This window comes from Shewanella sp. SP2S2-4 (assembly GCF_031932025.1).
Taxonomy (GTDB): Bacteria; Pseudomonadota; Gammaproteobacteria; order Enterobacterales; family Shewanellaceae; genus Shewanella; species Shewanella baltica.
The window spans coordinates 1-17,470 of record NZ_JAUOER010000006.1 but is presented as its reverse complement, the minus strand read 5'-3'; the positions used below and the strand labels follow the sequence as shown (position 1 = coordinate 17,470).

Genomic DNA, 17,470 nt, shown 5'->3' with positions numbered 1-17,470 from the left:
GCCGATGACAATGTGCACAACCTTTTTTAATTCAGGTTTGGACTCGCTAGGAGCACCACTTTGGTGAAACTCTCTGCCATCCAAACGAGCCATGCTTTGAATGACAGCGACACTCGCCCGTCAGCGAGCCAGACGGTCGCGCTCGATGTCAGCCAGTTAAGCTGGTGCATCGATGGCAAAACCATTCTTTCCAATATTAACTTTGCGCTGCCAACGGGGCAGATGTTGGGTTTGATTGGCCCTAACGGTGCGGGTAAGTCTAGCTTGCTACGCTGTTTGTATCGGTTTGTTCGCCCGACTCAGGGCAAAATTACCCTGTTTGATCAAGATATAGAGCGTTTATCACCCAAGGCGTTTGCTTGCCGTGTCGCTGTAGTGCAACAAGACACGCCGCACTATTTTGACCTAACCACAGAGCAATTGGTCAGCATGGGCTTAACGCCGCATAAGGGCATGTTCGATACCAATTCGAGTTGTGATGGCGAACGCATCGCCAAGGCATTAGAGAAAGTCGGCCTGAGTCATAAGATGCATCAACAGTACGAGCACTTATCCGGCGGTGAAAAGCAGCGTGCCTTGATCGCCCGTGCCATAGTGCAGCAGCCGCAACTGCTGATCCTCGACGAGCCTACCAATCACCTCGATGTGCGTTATCAAATCCAAATCCTCGAATTAGTGCGTAGCCTTGGCATCAGCGTGATTGCCTCTATTCACGATCTTAATTTAGCCAGCGCTCTGTGCGACAGTTTGTTGTTGATCCATAACGGTGAAGTCAGCGCTTTGGGCACACCAACAGAGGTATTAACCGAGGCGCGAATTGGCGATGTGTTCGGCGTGTGCGCTCAGGTGTCGACCCATCCACAACATAAAAAGCCCTTAATCAGCTACTTCTATGGCTACCATGATTCGACGCACAACATGGCTGATGCTTTGGCTGAGCGAGGCGAGGGCGGATGATTCAGGGAGTAAACAGCATTTCATCTCACATTTGGGGCGTATCGTGACACCTTTGACGAGACAACAACTGATGCTGGTCGCATTAGGCATAATCACTTTGATAACCCCCATTGCCGCCACGAGTTTTGGCGCGGCGAACATCAGCTTTATGGATGTTATCCAAGTGTTTATCAATAAAATGGCCAGCCTCACTCAAGCCAATGGCATGACGGAGCGCATCGTGATGGAGCTCAGACTGCCGCGTATTTTGCTGGCCTTTGTGGCGGGTGCGGGTTTGTCCTTGGCGGGTAGTGTGCTGCAAACCGTGACCCGCAATCCGCTGGCCGACCCTTATCTGTTTGGCATTAGCTCTGGCGCGTCCTTTGGCGCCGTGGTGATGTTGACGTTATTCACGGGCTCTGGATTTTTTGAAAATGCGGGCATGGCGGCGAACTCGGGGATTTTTAGTGGCTCGGGCGCCTTGTCGGGTTTGCTTTGGTTTAGCTTGCCCTTCGGCGCTTTTATTGGCGCCAGTTTGTCGGTACTGATAGTGCTGGCCTTGTCTGGCCTTGGGCTCAATAGCCAAGTGGAGCGCATGTTGCTCTCAGGCGTGGCGACCTCCTTTATGTTCGGCGCGCTAACGAGTCTGCTGCTGTATTTCGCCAGTCCGCAGGCGACGGCTTCTGTTTTGTTTTGGAGTTTAGGCAGTTTTGCCAAGGCCAGTTGGTCCTTATTAGTGCTGCCGACACTGGTGATTGGCGCGAGTTTGTTCATTATTTTAGGCATGAAACGGCAGATCATGGCGTTGCAAGCGGGGGATGAAACGGCGCATACCTTAGGGGTGAATGTGCCTAAGTTGCGACTCAATATGTTGCTGCTCTGCTCCTTGATTACCGCGATTTTGGTCGCCACCTGCGGCGGGATTGGCTTTGTCGGTTTGATGATCCCCCACACAGTGCGCATGCTGTTTCCCGGTCGTCAGCCGATTCTATTAACGGCGCTGGTGGGCGGATTATTTATGGTGTGGATTGATGTGCTGGCGCGCTGTTTGTTGGGCAATCAAGAGTTGCCTGTGGGCATTATCACAGCGGCCATAGGTAGCATGTTCTTTTTGCTGATTTTGCGTAAACGCAGAGTCATGGCGTAAGCACTTAGTCAGAACGTAATCCTAGAGTCATCTAGCAAGCGCAGACTGGCGAGATAATCAGCATTTTTGTTGATATCTGCCCCGCGATTGGAAATGCAAAATTGGACATGTTAGTCATAGACGCAGGATGCGTTGTGGTTATTTAAGATAATAAGTGGAGTGTGGATGTCTCAGTCAGCCGTGTCTTTTCAAATCAGCCCTGTGAGTAAAACGCAGGATCCATTGATCCAGCAGAAAATTGATCTTAAGACTAAGCCGCCCGGCGCCTTAGGTCAGCTCGAATCCTTAGCCTTACAGATTGCCCGCGTGCAAGCGACTGATTCACAACAAACGGATCAGCCACAAAATACTGTGCTCAAAATAGTCCAGCCAACCATGTTAGTGTTTGCGGGTGATCATGGTATTGCCGCAGAAGGCGTGTCGATTGCCCCTAGCGAAGTGACGCGCCAAATGGTGCAAAACTTTGCCCATGGCGGCGCGGCGATTAACGTTTTTTGTCGGCAGGTGGGCTTTACGCTCGAAGTGATCGATTGCGGTATTTTAACGCCAGTCGAAGGGGTTGAAGGCATTATCGATCAGCGTCTTGGCGCGGGCACAGGGGCGATTCATTTAGAGCCCGCGATGGCGCTGGAAACCGTCGATAAAGGCTTTGCGATGGCGCGCGATTTGATTGAACGTCACCATCAAGCAGGTTGTAACTTAGTCGCCTTTGGCGAAATGGGCATAGGCAATACCTCGGCTGCGGCAGCCATTATGGCGGCGATCATGCAGCTTGATGTGATTGATTGTGTCGGCCGAGGCACTGGCATTAATAGTGAAACCTTAGAACGTAAACTCATGCTGATTGAGCTGGCGTTATTGCTGCATCAAAGCGCCTTAACTGGGCCAAAGTCAGTGTTAGCTTGCCTAGGAGGTTTTGAAATTGTGCAGATGACGGGCGCGATGTTAGCCGCCGCCGAGCGCAAAATGCTGGTGGTTGTGGACGGTTTTATCGCTACTGCTGCGGCATTAGTCGCGGTGCAAATTGCCCCCAATGTGCGCGATTATTTGATTTTCGCCCACCAGTCAGACGAGCAAGGCCATAAGCGGATGTTAGAATTTTTGCAGGCGAAACCTTTATTATCACTCGGGCTGAGATTAGGCGAAGGTACGGGCGCAGCCTTGGCGTTGCCGCTTATTCAAGCCTCAGTAAATTTTTACAATCAAATGGCGAGTTTTAGTGATGCGGGGATTGAGGCTGTTGTATGATGTGCTCTGCTAAGTCGCTTATTTTACTTATTTAAAATAATAACTTTTTAGCCAACCGTTTTAATCTTAAACCTTGCAGCAAGTGTTAATTCACTAAGGATGCTTTATGTCAGAACGCGAAAGCTGGCACAAAGAGATAGATTTGTTTTTAGTTGCCATGGGCTATTTTACCCGCATTCCTATGCCTAAATGGGTCGAAGTCGATAGCGATAAGTTGAATAAGGCCAGCCGTTATTTCGGTCTCGTCGGTCTTTTGGTCGGCCTGTTAAGTGCCATTGTATTTTGGCTGACGCAGAACTGGCTCCCCGCCGGCGTCTCTGTGCTGTTAGCTATGTTGGTTGGCGTCTTGCTCACGGGCGGATTTCACGAGGATGGCCTAGCCGATACCTTCGACGGTTTTGGCGGTGGTTGGACGGCGGAAGACAAGCTACGGATCATGAAGGACTCGCGCCTTGGCAGTTATGGCGCACTGGCGTTGATGTTGGCCCTGCTGCTGAAATGGCAGTTGTTAGTCGAGTTGGCGCTGTACGATCCTGTGGTCGCGGGCTCGGCACTTATCGTCGCGCACACAGTCAGCCGCGTGGTATCAGCCAGTATTATCTTTAGTGAAAAATATGTCCGCGATGACGAGACCAGTAAGTCTAAGCCGCTATCGCAACATCAAGGCATTAATGAGCTGCTTATCCTGATCGCCAGCGGCGTATTAGTGCTGTTATTCCTCAAGGGGTTAGCGGCATTGTCATTGCTGTTAGTGATGATAGGACTGCGCCGTTTGATCATAGTGATCTTTAGACGCCAGATTGGCGGTTACACGGGTGATACCTTAGGCGCGGCGCAGCAAATAGCAGAAATCGTGTGTTATTTTGTATTGCTCGTTGTAGGTAACATACTGTGATCCACCTCGTCCTAGGCGGCGCCCGTAGCGGTAAGAGTCGCTACGGTGAAGCCTTAGTGCGCCAGTACACTGCGCTAGGCTTCGATGCCTGCTATGTGGCCACGGCGCAGGCGCTGGATGATGAAATGGCGACCCGTATCGCCAAACATCAAGCGGGACGAACGGACGATGGTATCGAATGGCAATTGTTTGAAGAGTCGCTCGCCCTTACGGCACTGTTAAAGCGCTTAGCAAAACCTGGGCGAGTGATTTTAGTGGACTGTTTAACCCTTTGGTTGACCAATCAATTACTCGCATCCAGCGCCAGGATTGATGATGACCCCGCGCCGACAGAGTGGAATGCGACAGACTTTATACCGTCTGCCAGTTCAACCTCTAACGATGAAGCTTTGGCGAGTTGGCAGGCAGAGAAAACCGCTTTTGTGGATTCCCTTGCCGAGCTTGAAGGTGTGGTGGTGTTGATCAGTAACGAAGTGGGCTCAGGTATTGTGCCCTTAGGCGAGTTGAGCCGACAATTTGTCGATGAAGCGGGCTGGTTAAACCAAGCCGTTGCCGCCTTAGCTGACAATGTCACCTTAGTGGTCGCGGGTTTACCCTTGGCACTCAAACCACTTTAATCTAACTCAGTTAAGTGATGTTGAGACTGAACTTTTATCTTTATCCCTGCAAACTAGAATAAGTTTTTAACCCTATGCCTTCTCCAAACACAGACAACACAGGCTGTGCAACTGCACTCGATACCGCTGACGCTTTAGCTATTCATTCTGCTGCTAATCTTGCGGTGAATCCCGCAGTGAATAGACCTGCGGTTAATTCGTTTCGGCGCGCAAAAGTCTTGATGGTGCAGGGCACAACATCGGATGCGGGTAAAAGCACCTTAGTGGCGGGTATTTGTCGTTTGCTCGCCCGAGAGGGCGTAAAGGTTGCGCCCTTTAAACCGCAAAATATGGCGCTTAATAGTGCAGTCACTATTGATGGCGGCGAGATTGGCCGCGCACAGGCGTTGCAAGCCGCGGCCTGTTATCTTGAGCCCCATACCGATTTTAATCCTATTCTGCTTAAACCTAGCTCGGACACGGGCGCGCAAATTATCGTTCACGGCAAAGCCCTGACAACGCTGGAAGCCTCGGCCTTTTTTGGGCCTAAATCTAAGGATTACAAGGCAATGGCACTCGCTGCTGTGCTGGAATCCTTCGAGCGATTAAGTGGCCAGTATCAAACCATAGTGGTGGAAGGCGCGGGCAGTCCGGCGGAGATCAATCTGCGCGAGGGCGATATTGCCAACATGGGATTTGCCGAAGCCGTAGATTGCCCAGTGATTATCATTGCCGATATCGATAAGGGCGGCGTATTTGCCCATTTGATCGGGACGCTGGCGCTGTTATCTGAGTCTGAACAGGCGCGGGTAAAGGGCTTTGTGATCAATCGTTTCCGTGGCGATATTAGCCTATTGCAATCTGGCCTCGATTGGCTTGAAGCTTATACGAACAAGCCTGTTTTAGGCGTGTTGCCTTATCTGCATGATTTACATCTCGATGCCGAAGATGCGCTGATAAGCTCGCCATCTAAAGGCGCTAACAGCCGCTTAAAAGTGCGGGTATTAGTGTACCCAAGGATCAGTAATCACACGGATTTTGATCCGCTGCGGTTGCATCCCGATATCGATTTTGACTATGTGTCATTGCAAACCCAAGCCGCGAGTCACGCCACTCATCTGCCCGCCGCCGATATATTGATCTTACCCGGCAGTAAGAATGTGCGCGCCGATTTGGCCTTTTTACGCCAGCAAGGTTGGGATAAGGATATCGCCACTCACCTGCGTTACGGCGGCAAAGTGCTCGGCATTTGCGGCGGTTACCAAATGTTAGGCCAAAGCATTGCCGATCCCTTAGGGATTGAAGACAGTGCGGGCGATACCGAAGGACTTGGCTACTTACCATTGAGCACAGAACTGAAAGCCGATAAACAGTTACGGCGGGTGAGCGGTGAGCTAAGGTTACTTGGGCAAAGGGTTGCAGTGCAGGGCTATGAAATCCACTGCGGCGAATCACGTTATCTTATCCCTAGGCTTGAACAAACGAATCCGCCCTTGCAGTTAATCCCAGAATCGACAAGCTTAGCTGTGCCAGCGATGAGTTTTGCCGATGGCCTGCAAAGTGATGATGGGCAAATCTTAGGCACTTATTTACACGGGCTGTTTGATAGCCCTGATGCCTGTCAGCTGATCCTGCGCTGGGCGGGATTAAACGATGCTCAGGCGATAGATATCAATCAAATACGTGAGCAGCAACTCGATCGTTTAGCCGATGTGTTAGCCGAGCATTTAGACATGCAAAAATTACAGACTATTTTGGATGCTGCAGTTCGGCGTTGAATTCGGCAAAGAACGGATATTAAGAGAGCGGCATTTACAAACTAACCATTTGCCGCTGTCTATTGAACCATTTATACAAGCAGACATTTTTAGCAGCAGAGTGAAGAGAAGACCATGACAGCACAGAACGACAACGAACAAGCGCAAATCAAGGCTGAACGCCACAAGGCTCGCCAACAAAAAGTGAAAGCCGGTGTAGATGCTAAAATTGCCGCCGCCCAAGAAGAAAAGGGCATTTTGCTGGTATTAACCGGTAACGGCAAAGGTAAATCGACTTCAGGTTTTGGCACCGTTGCCCGCGCCGTCGGTCACGGTAAAAAAGCCGCGGTAGTGCAATTTATCAAAGGCACCTGGGAGTGCGGTGAGCGTAATTTACTCGAAGGCGCCGGAGTTGAGTTTCATGTAATGGGTACAGGTTTTACCTGGGAAACCCAAGATAAAGAAAAGGATACCGCCGCCGCTGTGCTCGCTTGGGAAGCCGCTGAAAAGCTGCTGCAAGATGAGTCGATTGACTGCTTGATGCTGGATGAGCTGACTTACATGGTGAGCTATCACTATCTGGATGTGGAACGTGTGCTTAGCGCACTTAAAAATCGCCCACCGATGCAGCATGTGATTATCACTGGCCGTGCTTGCCACCGTGCCATCATCGAGCTTGCAGATACGGTCAGCGAAGTGCAGCCGCTGAAACACGCCTTCGAAGCGGGTATCAAGGCACAGCAAGGTTTTGATTACTAATCGAACTTGGTAAAAGTCGGCGCATAAGCGACTATCTGTTATTGGCTGGCAGCTAGGTCTTTAGCCACTAGTAGCCGTTATTCACTAACCGTTCAGCGTTCAAAGTGTTCTCAAGGATGATGCGATGAATAAACGTATTGTGATTTGTGCCGATGGGACTTGGAATCGGCCCGAGAAAGATCTTAAGGTCGATTTCCCAACCAATGTGCTGCGCCTCGCGCGTGCTATCAGCCCGATAGCGGCTGATGGTAAACCCCAGCAGGTATTTTATGATTGGGGCGTGGGTTCCTATTACGATCAAGCCATTGGCGGTGCGACAGGGCGCGGTTTACATAAAAACATCATGGATGGGTATCGCTATATAGTGCAAAACTATTCCCCCGGCGATGAGATTTACCTCTTTGGTTTTAGCCGCGGTGCTTACACTGTGCGTTGCCTGTGTGGCTTGATTAATAACTGCGGCATACTCAAACGCCCCGATGCGGCGTTGATCCAGCAAGCCTTCGACCATTATAAAAAAAGCAGTGCGCCCTTTGCGCCTGATGGTGAAAAATCCCTCGAATTTAGAGCTAGATACAGCCATGAATCGCGGGACATCAAGTTTGTTGGCGTGTGGGATACCGTTGGCGCTATGGGGATCCCTATCTCGTTTTTAGGCTTGTTCGAAGATAAAGATGAGTTTTACGACACTAAAATTGGCCGCAATGTGCGCGTTGCCCGCCATGCCTTAGCCATAGACGAACACCGCAGTGACTTTGAGCCCACCATTTGGCAACTGCGTGACAATATGGATATGCAACAGGTGTGGTTTGCCGGTGCCCATAGCAATATTGGCGGCAGTTATAAACCCGATAAAGACGGTGCATTACTGTCGGACAATGCGTTGCTGTGGATGATATCCGAGGCGCAGAAGTTTGATTTAAGCCTAGAGCCACACTTAGCCGCGAGTGCGCATCTGAGTCCGTTAGCCACCTTGCATGATTCGAGGCGCAGCTTTTATCGGATAAAGCAGGAATATTTGCGGCCACTCGACCCTGAGCAAGTCCCAGTGCTTTTGCATCATTCGGTCAAGGCCCGCTGGGATCAAGACCCTAGCTATCGCCCCAAGAATCTACAAACCTATATCGAACACTATGGCTGGCCAGAGCTGCTAGTTTAACTCTTTAAAAATTAAGGCATATCATGATTAAGCGACACTTAGCTGGACTCGTTTTTGGGCTCAGCTTGTTTCTTCCCCACAGTGTGTTGGCCGATCCCGCTAAACGTATTATTGCGCTCTCGCCCCACGCGGTAGAAATGCTCTACGCCATAGGCGCGGGTGATGCCATAGTGGCCGCAACCGATTATGCGGATTATCCCGAGGCTGCCAAAAAAATCCCGCGTATTGGCGGTTACTATGGCATTCAAATGGAGCGGGTGATGGAGCTTAATCCCGATCTGATTGTGGTGTGGGATACGGGCAATAAAGCTGAAGATATCAATCAACTTCGAACGCTGGGGTTTAACCTATATGGTAGCGATCCCAAAACCTTAGAAGGGGTTGCCAAGGAACTGGAAGAGTTAGGTAAATTAACTGGCCACGTTGAAGAGGCGAGCAAGGCCGCCGCCGCGTATCGCGCCGAACTTATCCGTTTACGGACTGATAATGCCAGTAAATCAGAGCCTAAAGTGTTTTATCAACTCTGGTCTACGCCCTTGATGACGGTTTCTAAAAACAGTTGGATTCAACAAATTATCAACGTGTGTCATGGCCAAAATGTGTTTTACGATGCCGCCAGTGATTACCCGCAGGTGAGTTTAGAAAATGTGTTGCTGACCTTGCCCGAGGTGATTTTGCAAAGCCAAGAGGAAGGCAATGTTAAAGGTGTCGATTGGAGCCAATGGCCCGAAATTCCCGCCGTTAAAAATCAGCATATTTATCAACTCAATGCCGATTTATTACACCGTGCGACGCCCAGAGCCTTACTTGGCGTTCAAGCCCTATGTGATGCCTTGGATAAAGCGCGTTAAATAAAAACGCCTGACAGATTATTCCGTCAGGCGTTTAGTCCGATGTCGCTATTGTTTAAGGAGTTAGAAAGGTGCGTCTATATCGACCACATCAATCAGCTTGTGGTTTACAAACTCTTTCAATCCTAAATCAATCAACTCGCGGCCATAACCTGAGCGGCGCACGCCACCAAAGGGCAAGTCGGCCTTGACCATAGTCGGATGATTAACAAACATCATGCCAGTGGAAACCTGTTTCGCGACCGCGAGCCCGCGTTTAGTATCGGCGGTAAACACAGAGCCACCCAGTCCAAAGGGCGAGTCATTGGCAACGGCAATCGCTGCTTGCTCATCCTTCACTTTGTGGATACTGGACACAGGACCGAAGAATTCCCAATAGTAGGCGGGGTTATCTGGCGTCAGGTTCGTCAGTATTGTTGGCTGCACAAAGGCGCCTTGCTGCGGCACTTTTGGCCCCACTTCGGTCGCTGTAGCGCCGTGTTTTACGGCATCACGGATTTTCTGCTTTAGCTCATCGGCCGCGCCTTGGGAAGACAGCGGTGCCAATGTTGTGGTGGGATCCATAGGATCGCCCGCTTTTAACGCTTCAATCCCCTTGATATAGCCTTGCATAAATTCATCGTAAATGGCTTCAACTAAGATCATCCGCTTAGAGGAGGTGCAGACCTGACCCGCATTCCAATGACGGCCAAATACAGCCCAGTCGATGGTTTTGGGGAGCTCGGCATCTTCCAGCACGATAAAGGCATCTGCGCCACCCAGTTCGAGGGTGGACTTTTTCAGCGCCTTACCGGCCTGAGCCGCAATGTGCGATCCCGCATCTTCTGAGCCTGTGAGGGCAACCCCATGCACTTTGGGTGAGTTGATGATCTGTCCTATTTGTTCTCGAGTGGCGTATAGGTTTTGGAATGCGCCTGCGGGCAATCCGGCATCGCGCATTAGACCTTCAAAAGCGGCGGCGCACTGGGGCACATTAGACGCATGTTTGAGCAGTAGGGTATTGCCGGCAGCAAGCTGGGGCGCGAGGATGCGAGCAATTTGGTAGTAAGGGAAGTTCCAAGGTTCGATGGCCAGCAATACGCCCAGCGGCTCGTTAACCAGTATCGCCTCACCTTCGGCGGGATCGGCAACGGGCAGTTTTTGCGGAGCTAACAATCACTCGGCATGTTCGGCGTAGTATTCGAAAATTTGCGCCGACAGTTCGACCTCTGCCTCAGCTTCTGCGGTGACTTTGCCCATTTCTAAGGTCAGCAATTTAGCGTAAGCGGGCTTGCTGTCTCTGAGGATGTGAGCGGCTTTAGTGAGTACAGCGGCCTTGTCGGAAAAAGGCGTGGTTCGCCAGCTTAAAAATGCCAGATGGGCGGATTCTATCGCCTGCGTGACTTCGGTATCTGTTGCATTTGGAAATTCTTTAACTAGCTCTCCCGTAAAGGGATTGATCGTTGCATAAGCCATATGTTCCTCCAAGCGTTCAACGAATAGAGAGTAAATGCCAACTCTTGGCATTGAGGGTGGAAATATCGTGTCTGTTGTTATCTCCCTTGCGCTCTTGCTTAGCATTAATGTGAGGCAAGGGAGTTATTGATGATCTTTAAACTCGCGCAGTGGTAGGCTGAATTTTAGCCACATCCGTTAACTTTGATAAACATATCAAATGGATAATGGGCGCCTGTCAGAGGCGTTTTTAACTGTTTTAAACCGCAAGCTTTTTATAACGCTCAGCCATCGCATTGGCGGCGATCATGGCTTGATAGACATCGTCGGCGGTTAACTGCATCCGCATATTGCCCATAGTGTCGCCCTCTGCGCAGGCAATCTCAGCCACTTTGCGCCACTCTGCTTCGACAAAGGTTTTTAGCCCCAAATCGGCGAGCGTGAGCGGCAGTCCCGCGGTTTTGATGATGTGAATGACGTTATCGATTTCGGCTTTGGGGGCATTTTCTAGCACTAGCTGGGTGAGCAAGCCAAACACCACTTTCTCGCCGTGTTGGGCTTTATGTAGGTCAGCTACCGCCGACATACCATTGTTCACAGCATGGGCTGCGGCTAATCCGCCCGCTTCGGCCCCGACACCACTGAGATAAATCGTCGCTTCAATGGTTTGCTCAAGTGCGGGAGTGACTATCTTGTTTCTCACCGCATCCATAGCGGCTTCAACATTTTCAGTCAGTAACTGATAGCAAAGCTGCGCTAATCCCAGCCCAGTGCGGGAAGGTTTTTTCAATACGAGATTGACGCCATCGGATTGATAACAGGCGCGGGCTTCAAAGTAAGTGGCCAGTGCATCGCCTATGCCTGCTGCAAAAAATCGGGCGGGAGCCGCAGCGATAATGGCTGTGTCGGCAACAACAGCATCAGGATTTTGTGGCAGAAACAGATAGCGCTCAAACTCACCAGTTTCGGAATAGATCACGGCAAGTGCCGTACATGGTGCATCGGTTGAAGCAATGGTTGGGTAGAGCACCACTGGCCGTTTTTGATAGAAGGCGACGGCTTTGGCGGCATCTAAGGTTTTACCCCCGCCAACTCCAACAATTACGTTGGTATGATGCTGTTCTGCTAGTGCACCTAAGCGCTTTATCTCGGCTTCGCTGCACTCATAGTTGAATTTTTCGAGATGGTTGCTGATCCCATTTTGGTCCAGCCCTGCGACCGCTTCATTCTCAACTCGGCTGAGGATAAATTCATCGCAGATGATAAAAGCATTGTCACCAAAGTCCTTAACATAATCATGCATTTGAGCTAATAAGCCCTTGCCGATAATGAATTTTTTAGGGGAAGTGACGGTACGCGGAACGACAGTGCTCATAGAGCCTCCTTTGCACTTATGACGGTTATCCTTTCATTCTTACCCTAGCATACGCCTAAATTAATGTCATAGCATGAATGGTGGTAATGTTTTTATTGCTAAGCGTAAATTACTACTTTAGTGCTTAATTGTTAGATTAATAATGTGGCTTATTGTTTTATTGTTCGAGTTAAATGCTTTAATTTCTCCCTGATTTAAGGCAAGGATAGGGCTAAGAGAGCGAGGCGATATAAGCGGGCGAAGAGATGTAAGATCTCAAAAAAAGCTAACGGTGGAATGCGTGAATAGCGGTAAACGTCTGCTGTCTAAACACTGCATAGTCATTAATGTAATGGGATTTTATTACCTTAAACTCGTCCCAAGTCTTGCTCGGTGTTCATACTTTATGTGATGCTCTGTACTGTCGTTCATTGGTGTCATAGCGAGTGAAATCGTCGGCTGAGATAAAAGACCAGTAATCAAGGAGTGAAGATGACACAGCAGAATGCGTTAGGGCAAGAAGCCGGTAAAGGCACGTTGATATTCCTCTGTGGCAAAATGGGTGCAGGTAAATCAACGCTATCGCGGCAACTTGCCGAGGCCGAAAACTGTATTTTAATCTCAGAAGATGAATGGCTTGCTGCGCTATATCCCGATGAGATTAACGATTTTGATACTTACCTGAAGTATTCCGCTCGTCTTAAGCCCTTGCTTAAAAAGCATGTGCAGGAACTACTCTGTTCGGGTGTGTCTGTGGTGATGGACTTTCCTGCTAATACGGTTAATCAACGCCTGTGGTTTCGAAGCATTTTTACCGATTGCGGCGCCCATAAACTTATTTACCTTAACCACAGCGATGCGCTTTGTTTGAGCCAACTCGATAAACGCAGACAAAGCCACCCTGAGCGGGCTATGTTCGATACCGAGGCGATGTTTTGGCATGTGAGCGGTTATTTTCAGCCGCCGACTCTGGATGAAGGCTTTGAGCTTGAGGTGATAGAAAGCTAAATAGTTGAAAGCCAAGTGACTGAAAGCAAGTGACTGAATAAAACAATAGGAAATATCATGTACCAAGTGCTTGAAGGTGTTGTTTCTGCCAATGATTTTGTTCGCCTACGACAGATTTCTGGCTTAAGCCCTAGACCATTGGAGGGCGCGATTAAGGCCTTGCCAAGGAGTTTATATGGCGTGCAAATAAAGCTCGCCGATCAAACTGTGGGTATGGGACGTGTGGTTGGTGATGGCGCACTCAACTTCGAAATTGTCGATATCGCAGTGGATCCTGAGCATCAAGGTAAGGGATTAGGGCGGCTTATTATGCAGCACATTATGGCCTATCTAGATCGTGAGGCTTTTGAAGGCGCGTATATTACCTTGATGGCCGATGTGCCTGAACTCTATGAAAAGTTTGGCTTTAAATTCAGCCGCCCCGCAAGTGAAGGCATGTACATAGTAAAATAACGCTGTTAACCCATACACTTTTAACTAAAATTCTCGTAGCGGCACTCGCAACAGGCTCGTCGCTGTAGAGCTTAAACAGCAGTACTCGCAGTCGCAGGGCTAAAACAGCAGTACTCGCAGTCGCAGGGCTAAAACAGCAGAACTAAAACAGTAGAACTTAAACAGCAGAGCTTGAATAACAGAACTCGAACAACAATCAAAGGAAGCTTAACCTATGAATATTTTACTTATTTGCCTATTTGTTGCCATGTTATTGCCGTATCTGGCGAAAGGCCCCGTCGCTTGGGCGATGGCCAAGGCGGGCGGTTATGATAATAATCATCCCCGCGCCCAGCAAGCACAGTTAACCGGTTTTGGTGCTCGCGCCTTAGCAGGACATCAAAATGCCTTCGAGTCCCTGTTAGTGTTTGGTCTGGCGGTATTAGTGGTAATCGCAACGGGTAAAGTAAACCCCACCACTGAGTGGTTGGCAATTACCCATGTCGCCGCCCGCTTTGTGTATCACATCCTATACCTTGCCAATAAAGGCACCCTACGATCCCTCTCATGGTTTGTCGCTATCTTCAGCGCCTTCGGGATTTTCTTTCAAGCTTTTTAATGCACTGTCCCAGTGTAAAAACGGGTTTTAAAACCCGCCTAGAACCACTCGCGATAAGTAAGACGTGGCCTGTAATAAGGGTCACTTCCGCCTCTCTACCTTAAAAATGACCTTATTAAAGGTCATTTTTATATCTATTAAGCAAACTGTCAGGTTTTAATTGTTACCTTACGCCCCCGATGTATTGGTTAGTCCCTTTGCTACCGTTTTACCTCAGTTAGAGATATGTCATGTTTAAAAGGCTCAAGCTTTCGTTAATGATGCTCACATTCATGAGTACGTTTGTTGTGTACTCTTTTGAATATCCACAAAAGACGCCAGCTAATAGTCAGATTTCAAATGGAATGGTATTTCAAACATCCACTTCTTTGCCTCAAACTGCTCCCTATCCTTTAACTATGAGTACGAGTGCTCGGCTTCTTATCGATAGTACGTCAACATATGTAACGGCTTTTCTTTTGCAGTTAAATAGAGGCAATGTTGTGGAGACAGGCGTTAACTCTTTCCCATTCCCACCTATGGCCCAACAGCCCGTTTTACCCAGTTCAGAACTAAAGCCACAAAACGTCAGTATTACTTCGATTAACGAATTGATGCTCTTGTTTGATTCACTTGATTACACGCTAGAAAATTTTCATAAGGGTAATAAATCGATACCTAGATTGACCTTTGATGCAGTGGGAGAGGGCTGGCGTTCAGTGTCAAGCCAACTCCCTGTGAAGCAAAAGAAAACGGTGTTTTTTAGATTAATGACACCTTTAGTGCTGTTGGCTAATGAGAAAATTTTACAAGAAAGACAAGTTATCATGTCGGCAGATATTGATGACACAGCGCTGATTGCTTTGGCTGTTAAGTACAAAGTGTTAAGCAGTACAGATAAGCCGCTGTTAGAGGCCCAAAGACAAATGCTGCTTAAAAGGGTGGATATCCTGCCACCATCTCTAGTATTAGCACAAGCAGCAAAAGAGAGCGGTTGGGGAACATCGCGATTTTCCCATGAAGGTAATGCATTATTTGGACAGTGGGATTTCAACGGGGATGGCATGGAACCTAAGCAAAAACGCCAAGGATTAGGAAACTATGGTTTAGCCCGTTTCGACACACCACTTGCCTCGGTAGAAGGGTATCTACTGAATTTGAATACCCATAATGCCTATCAAAAGATGCGGGATCTTCGTGTTCAATCCAGACAAGATAATCAAGCTGTGACAGGCTCTGAACTCGCTGGGACGTTAGACCGATATTCGGAGCGCGGGCACGCCTATGTTGAGGCGATTCGTCAGATGATCCGCACCAATAAGCTCTATCTGGTGGATGATACTTATTTGAGTGATGACGCGCCACTACATCTATTAACAAGAACAAACTAAGTGATTGGTTAAATGTACATTATTACTTAGACACTATTGAGAGACCCATTTAATTTAGGCCTGATTCATCAGCGACAAAGCCAAATAAATATGCTTGCAGTTCAGACAAAATTTCAATTTCATTCTCGAACAAGTCATCGTGTTCAACCCACTCTTGTCTTGATAACATATTTAAATCAGAGATATTTACATTGTATTTATCAATATATTCAGAAAATTCTTTAGTCATTACAGGCTTATAGACATTCAAAATATTTCTAACTTGATTATTGAGTTTTGCACTAAGATCATTCCAACTTTTTATAAGCTCCTTCTCTCTCTCTTTAAGCCTTGGCATTTCATCTATCTCATCCTCTTGCATATGGTTCAAACGCATATAAATGTCATACATTTCTTTAGATAACTCTAACTTATTCGATAGTGCATTCAACAAATCAAAAACAATACCTTTCCTGAGTTCCCACCGTCTTGATCTTTCTTGTGTATACAAACCACTACCATGCACTAGGACAGCGATGATGGATGCAAAGGCTATTACGATGTTAGTTAACACACCTAAGCTTAAGGTAAGAATATCTAAACAAATAAAGATACAGCCAAATAAAACCAAACCAACCATAATTCCAACTAAGATTGGGCTCATTAAATCATCACAAAAACGTATAATTCTTATATACATGCTTTAGCCCTATATTTCATCTGTAAACTTCAACAACAGTGATATTATTCTTTATTCTCAATTAATTAAAGCTATCTCAGCCCTTCTCAACCAATACGCATACGACTTCTTACTGTCTAATCCCATCAATGCCAATTGGCCTTTGCACACGTAACAAGTGCGAATCGCCCGAATACAGTTTGGCGATAACCGCTCAATCATCCTATCGAACTGGATCACATGCTTAGGAGCGCTCAAAAAAAGACAGAAAATGCATAACTCTTTTAATGCGAAATGTTAACTCTAATGCCACAGAAGTTCACCTCTCCCCGGCGAAGCTGTTGAAATATTTTGATAAAAATGCCGTGGCGATATCATGGATGATGGCGCAGGCTCTGGGTTAGCCGTTAGGTGACTTTTAGTGGGCGTATGATACTGGTTACTATGGTGTTTACGGAGATATGAGTCATGTAGCTACAGACATACTTAAGTGTTGGTGAAATTAATCACTTGCATGTAAGTGACCGTTGGCGGCATGGATAATGGAATGGACCCATCCACTTTTAATCGGCCTCACAATGGGCCACGATGTAGTCGCTAAAACTCATCAGAAAGAGGACGGGTCCACTTATGAAGATTACTACAATTGGTTTAGATATCGCAAAGTCTGTTTTTCATGCTGTTGGTGTCGATAAAGCTGGCAAGTTAATTAAAAAGAAAATGCTTAGACGCAAAGACTTGCTACCTTTTATCGCTCAAATTGAGCCGTGCCTAATTGTGATGGAAGCCTGTAGTGGCGCAAATTACTGGGCCAGAGAATTTGAGCTGTTGGGCCACAGCGTTAAGTTAATTGCTCCTCAATTTGTCGTGCCTTTTCGACAAGGTAACAAAAATGACTACAACGATGCCTTAGCCATCGCTGAAGCTGCGCAGCGACCCAACATGCGGTTTGTAAAACCCAAAAGCGTCGAGCAGCAAGATGTGCAACTGCTCCACCGAATGCGCGAACGATTAACTAAACAATCAACCGCCTTAATCAACCAAGTGCGAGGGATGTTAGCGGAATACGGCATTGTGATAACCAAAAGTAAATCGGCTTTTAAAGTACAGTTCCCAGATATTTTAGCGGATGAAACCAATGCGCTGACCACCAAAGGTCGGGCCATTTTTTATCAGTTATATGAAGAGTTTAGTGATATAGAAAAACGGCTTAAGGGTTGTGACGTTCAAGTGCTCACAGAAACTAA

The 17,470-nt window shown here is 48.0% G+C and carries 15 protein-coding genes and 3 pseudogenes; 14 read left to right on the top strand and 4 right to left on the bottom strand.

Going from position 1 to position 17,470, the window contains the following annotated elements:
* The first annotated feature begins 63 nt into the window (after nt 1-63).
* The 9 genes from Q4Q54_RS06710 (at nt 64) to Q4Q54_RS06670 (ending at nt 9,348) form a co-directional block, all read left to right on the top strand.
* On the top strand, nt 64-957 hold the full coding sequence (locus Q4Q54_RS06710; RefSeq protein ID WP_311988027.1) for an ABC transporter ATP-binding protein: 894 nt from the start codon (nt 64-66) through the stop codon (nt 955-957).
* Nucleotides 926-2,083 (top strand): FecCD family ABC transporter permease, encoded by a 1,158-nt coding sequence (locus tag Q4Q54_RS06705; protein WP_014620827.1) that lies wholly within the window; start codon nt 926-928, stop codon nt 2,081-2,083. The genes Q4Q54_RS06710 and Q4Q54_RS06705 overlap by 32 nt, the downstream gene beginning before the upstream one ends.
* 165 nt (nt 2,084-2,248) lie before the next feature.
* Nucleotides 2,249-3,331 (top strand): nicotinate-nucleotide--dimethylbenzimidazole phosphoribosyltransferase, encoded by a 1,083-nt coding sequence (gene cobT, locus Q4Q54_RS06700; RefSeq protein WP_011847602.1) that lies wholly within the window; start codon nt 2,249-2,251, stop codon nt 3,329-3,331.
* Nucleotides 3,332-3,437: 106 nt separating this feature from the next.
* Complete coding sequence (locus Q4Q54_RS06695; RefSeq protein ID WP_006082834.1) at nt 3,438-4,226, top strand: adenosylcobinamide-GDP ribazoletransferase; 789 nt, start codon at nt 3,438-3,440, stop codon at nt 4,224-4,226.
* Nucleotides 4,223-4,843: a bifunctional adenosylcobinamide kinase/adenosylcobinamide-phosphate guanylyltransferase gene (gene cobU / locus Q4Q54_RS06690; RefSeq protein WP_071940151.1), complete on the top strand. Its 621-nt coding sequence runs from the start codon at nt 4,223-4,225 to the stop codon at nt 4,841-4,843. Before Q4Q54_RS06695 ends, cobU begins: the two co-directional genes overlap by 4 nt.
* Nucleotides 4,844-4,917: 74 nt before the next feature.
* Nucleotides 4,918-6,600: a cobyric acid synthase gene (locus Q4Q54_RS06685; protein ID WP_311988026.1), complete on the top strand. Its 1,683-nt coding sequence runs from the start codon at nt 4,918-4,920 to the stop codon at nt 6,598-6,600.
* Between the two features lie 114 nt (nt 6,601-6,714).
* The gene (cobO, locus tag Q4Q54_RS06680; protein WP_006085878.1) at nt 6,715-7,338 is read left to right on the top strand and encodes a cob(I)yrinic acid a,c-diamide adenosyltransferase; all 624 of its coding nucleotides are present in this window, start codon (nt 6,715-6,717) and stop codon (nt 7,336-7,338) included.
* 124 nt (nt 7,339-7,462) lie between these two features.
* Nucleotides 7,463-8,497: a DUF2235 domain-containing protein gene (locus Q4Q54_RS06675; RefSeq protein ID WP_311988025.1), complete on the top strand. Its 1,035-nt coding sequence runs from the start codon at nt 7,463-7,465 to the stop codon at nt 8,495-8,497.
* A 23-nt stretch (nt 8,498-8,520) separates the two neighbouring features.
* Complete coding sequence (locus Q4Q54_RS06670; protein WP_311988024.1) at nt 8,521-9,348, top strand: cobalamin-binding protein; 828 nt, start codon at nt 8,521-8,523, stop codon at nt 9,346-9,348.
* Between the two features lie 63 nt (nt 9,349-9,411).
* Here Q4Q54_RS06670 and Q4Q54_RS06665 read toward each other — a convergent pair.
* Nucleotides 9,412-10,803: pseudogene (locus Q4Q54_RS06665) on the bottom strand (NAD-dependent succinate-semialdehyde dehydrogenase).
* A 238-nt stretch (nt 10,804-11,041) separates the two neighbouring features.
* On the bottom strand, nt 11,042-12,157 hold the full coding sequence (locus Q4Q54_RS06660) for a glycerol dehydrogenase (protein ID WP_311988022.1): 1,116 nt from the start codon (nt 12,155-12,157) through the stop codon (nt 11,042-11,044).
* Nucleotides 12,158-12,628: 471 nt separating this feature from the next.
* Here Q4Q54_RS06660 and Q4Q54_RS06655 point away from each other — a divergent pair, with 471 nt between their 5' ends.
* The 4 genes from Q4Q54_RS06655 to Q4Q54_RS06640 all read left to right on the top strand — a co-directional run bounded on the left by Q4Q54_RS06655 (nt 12,629) and on the right by Q4Q54_RS06640 (nt 15,565).
* A complete protein-coding gene (locus tag Q4Q54_RS06655) occupies nt 12,629-13,144 on the top strand; it encodes an ATP-binding protein (RefSeq protein WP_311988021.1) in 516 nt (171 codons plus the stop codon).
* Between the two features lie 57 nt (nt 13,145-13,201).
* On the top strand, nt 13,202-13,597 hold the full coding sequence (locus Q4Q54_RS06650) for a GNAT family N-acetyltransferase (RefSeq protein WP_311988020.1): 396 nt from the start codon (nt 13,202-13,204) through the stop codon (nt 13,595-13,597).
* Nucleotides 13,598-13,811: 214 nt separating this feature from the next.
* A complete protein-coding gene (locus Q4Q54_RS06645; RefSeq protein WP_311988019.1) occupies nt 13,812-14,195 on the top strand; it encodes an MAPEG family protein in 384 nt (127 codons plus the stop codon).
* 230 nt (nt 14,196-14,425) lie between these two features.
* Complete coding sequence (locus tag Q4Q54_RS06640) at nt 14,426-15,565, top strand: glucosaminidase domain-containing protein (RefSeq protein ID WP_311889593.1); 1,140 nt, start codon at nt 14,426-14,428, stop codon at nt 15,563-15,565.
* Nucleotides 15,566-15,614: 49 nt separating this feature from the next.
* On the opposite strand, the gene Q4Q54_RS06635 is transcribed toward Q4Q54_RS06640, so the two are convergent.
* Complete coding sequence (locus Q4Q54_RS06635) at nt 15,615-16,208, bottom strand: hypothetical protein (protein ID WP_311889592.1); 594 nt, start codon at nt 16,206-16,208, stop codon at nt 15,615-15,617.
* Between the two features lie 93 nt (nt 16,209-16,301).
* A pseudogene (locus tag Q4Q54_RS06630) lies at nt 16,302-16,481 on the bottom strand (hypothetical protein); the annotation flags it as partial.
* A 372-nt stretch (nt 16,482-16,853) separates the two neighbouring features.
* Between Q4Q54_RS06630 and Q4Q54_RS06625 the strand changes: the two are divergent.
* Nucleotides 16,854-17,470: pseudogene (locus Q4Q54_RS06625) on the top strand (IS110-like element ISSba19 family transposase); the annotation flags it as partial.